This is a genomic window from Paenisporosarcina sp. P4_E4_2 (assembly GCF_056401595.1).
Map to the genome: position 1 here is coordinate 1 of NZ_JBFUJC010000399.1, position 2,629 is coordinate 2,629.

Sequence of the window (2,629 nt, forward strand, 5' to 3'; positions counted from 1 at the left end):
ATAATAAAACACCAGTGAGAATTAGGATAGATCCTATCCAAAACGTTACACCTATGTTCTCGCCTAAAATAAGCCATCCAAGTAATGTTCCAACCACGGGCTGAAAGAAGAAAAATAATCCGCCATTTGAGGCGTTAAGCATTTGCAATCCACGATTCCAAAGTAAAAATCCAACTGCTGTTGAGATAACACCCAAATACAAAAGTCCTCCCCAAATAGTCGGGTGAGTCAGTTCAGAGATATTAATTTTGGGTAACCACGGAAAAACTAATTGTGGGTGGGGCTTTTTTATGTATAGTTCGATTTGATTATGACAATAACTAGGTTGTAACAACAACTCAAAGGAGGTACTACAATATGAAAAAATTACTAGGACTTTTTCTTGTATTAATGATCACTTTTTCATTTACTGAATCTACCTATGCTACACCCAATACCACTACAAACAATACTCCTGACACTGACACTAACACAACTTCCGGTATGGATGACGACGATGATACTGATTGGGGCTGGATAGGATTATTAGGGTTAGCGGGTTTGTTAGGATTACGCAGAAGAGAAGAGCGACGAGAAATTAAGTAAATAATATATATGATAAAAAAAAGCGACCTCTTCTTAATTAGATTGGTCGTTTTTTTATATGTCCAATAATTAATAATTATTATTAGTTGTAAAATCAACTAACGTTCTTAGAGGGGGAGGTTAAAATATTTTTTTTCGATCTCGTTCATCCTTTAGTAGTTCAACTGCTTCTCGGAAGCGAAGAGAGTGGATATTTTCTCTTTCTCTTAAAAAAGCTAAAGCATCATTAATACCTGGGTCGTCTGAAATATCGATTAACCATTGATATGTTGCGCGTGCCTTTTCTTCTGCTGCGATATCTTCATACAAATCCGCAATAGGGTCACCTTTAGATTGGATATATGTCGCTGTAAACGGAACACCACCGGCATTTTCATAGAATAGGGAATGACCATGATTGACAAAATGTGCTCCCAGGCCAGCTTTTTCTAATTCTTCGGGAGTTGCATCTTTTGTTAATTTGTAAATCATGGTTGCAAGCATTTCTAAATGAGAAAACTCTTCCGTTGAAATATCTGTTAGTAACCCAATTACTTTCTCAGGAACAGTATAACGCTGATTCATGTACCTTAGAGCAGCTGCAAGTTCACCGTCCGCACCACCGTATTGCTCCATAATATATCTAGCAAGCATTGGATTACAAGTTGTCACTTCTACGGGGTATAAAAGTTTTTTTTCATAAACCCACATTTCATTTCCCCTTTCTCATCGTTGCCATGGCCAAGGTGAGGAATTCCATTGCCAGCCAACATCAATAGCTTGTTTAGAAGGTACAGATCTTAAAGATAAAGGACCATATTCCATTTCAAATTGTTTCCGTACATTTGCTGCTTCTTTAATGGCTTCTCTCCATTGTCTACGTGCTTCTTCATCGTCTGGATGCGTATCGATGTAAAGAGTTAACTCAACTACTACAAAGTCCATTTGTTGTACTACCTTTAACATATTCCATTCAGCTTCAGAAGCATTCATGAAATTCCCTCCTCCCGTGAAAAACCGTCTACAAATTGTGGCCAGAGTGAACCTTGTTTTAGAGCCTCTTCGGGTGAGTTTTGTGGTAGACCAGGTTTTTGGAAATTCGTAAAAATTTGTGGAGGTAAAACAAAGAATTTTTCTAAAATGGGTGGGCAAGGGTCACGTGGCGATACATAAGGCTTATAACTACCTCTAAATTTCGAATGATCCAAATGACATCCTCCTTTAAACTAACCTATGACAATTAGGAAACGGTTGATGCTCATTGGACAATCTTTTATTAAAATTATTGTTTTAAATAAATTTTGGAGCAGATTAATTTCAATTATGAATGTCTTACTACAGTTGAAGTGTGGTTTAAATACTAAAATAAAAACCAGAGACCAGTTAGACAAATATCTATATCCCTAACTAAATTAGAAGGTGAATACTCCATGCAGATGTAGATAGTAAATAATAAAAAAACCACCAACCAGTTATTTGAACATAAGAATAACTAGTATCGTCTCCTTTTGATAAGCATTTAGTTCTCTATTTCTTTCACATCGATGAACTTAAATACAAGAAAAGTCAAAATAACACCTAGTGMACCTGCCATCAAAWAACTAACATTGAGATAATTGTTCATGACCAGCGCCATGATTGGTGGTCCAGCTGCCACRCCAATGAAACGAGCAGAACTGTAGAAAGATGAGACGGTACCKCGTTCTTCTTTATCAATATTCTCYGTTATGAGTGCGTCAAGAACAGGKAGCATGGCACCTATGGCAATTCCGACAAGGCTGGTAATAGTGAGCAAGACCCAAAGTCGKTCGGCCMATATTCCAACCATACYMACGCTCACWGAYAAAGCAATTAGACAGACTAACATCATTTTTTTCATCTTGTATAGATTGCCTTTGATCTTRCGGCCCGTAATGAAAGAAGCGATACACAACATTAATAGGGGAATGGCCAGYACGTAGCCTTTCTTAATTCCTTTCAATTCGTATTCTTTCTCCAGAATTTCCGATAGAAAGAAAAGTGTGCCGAATAAAATAAGCATAACAAAAATACCACTGAGAAAGAC

The 2,629-nt window shown here is 37.2% G+C and carries 5 protein-coding genes and 1 pseudogene; 1 reads left to right on the forward strand and 5 read right to left on the reverse strand.

Annotated elements, in window-relative coordinates:
• A pseudogene (locus tag AC1DSB_RS17735) lies at positions 1-268 on the reverse strand (EamA family transporter); the annotation flags it as partial.
• Between the two features lie 89 nt (positions 269-357).
• Here AC1DSB_RS17735 and AC1DSB_RS17740 point away from each other — a divergent pair.
• Entirely contained in the window at positions 358-585 is a 228-nt protein-coding gene (locus AC1DSB_RS17740) for a WGxxGxxG family protein (protein ID WP_477587250.1), read from the forward strand.
• A gap of 120 nt (positions 586-705) precedes the next feature.
• Here the strand turns inward: AC1DSB_RS17740 and AC1DSB_RS17745 are convergent, their stop codons facing one another.
• The 4 genes from AC1DSB_RS17745 to AC1DSB_RS17760 form a co-directional block, all read right to left on the reverse strand.
• Entirely contained in the window at positions 706-1,275 is a 570-nt protein-coding gene (locus tag AC1DSB_RS17745; protein WP_477587251.1) for a manganese catalase family protein, read from the reverse strand.
• Positions 1,276-1,290: 15 nt separating this feature from the next.
• Positions 1,291-1,557 (reverse strand): spore coat protein CotJB, encoded by a 267-nt coding sequence (locus AC1DSB_RS17750; RefSeq protein ID WP_477587252.1) that lies wholly within the window; start codon positions 1,555-1,557, stop codon positions 1,291-1,293.
• Positions 1,554-1,772 carry a spore coat associated protein CotJA gene (locus tag AC1DSB_RS17755; protein ID WP_477533304.1) on the reverse strand — a complete coding sequence of 73 codons (219 nt, stop codon included), beginning with the start codon at positions 1,770-1,772 and terminating at the stop codon, positions 1,554-1,556. Before AC1DSB_RS17755 ends, AC1DSB_RS17750 begins: the two co-directional genes overlap by 4 nt.
• Positions 1,773-2,083: 311 nt before the next feature.
• The coding region (locus AC1DSB_RS17760; protein ID WP_477587253.1) for an MFS transporter at positions 2,084-2,629 on the reverse strand (546 nt) is incomplete at its 5' end.

What these genes read in the sequence shown, in the direction of transcription:
- AC1DSB_RS17745 (WP_477587251.1), bottom strand. Translation starts at nt 1,275, where the DNA reads ATGTGGGTTTATGAAAAAAAACTTTTATACCCCGTAGAAGTGACAACT.
- AC1DSB_RS17750 (WP_477587252.1), bottom strand. Translation starts at nt 1,557, where the DNA reads ATGAATGCTTCTGAAGCTGAATGGAATATGTTAAAGGTAGTACAACAA.
- AC1DSB_RS17740 (WP_477587250.1), top strand. Translation starts at nt 358, where the DNA reads ATGAAAAAATTACTAGGACTTTTTCTTGTATTAATGATCACTTTTTCA.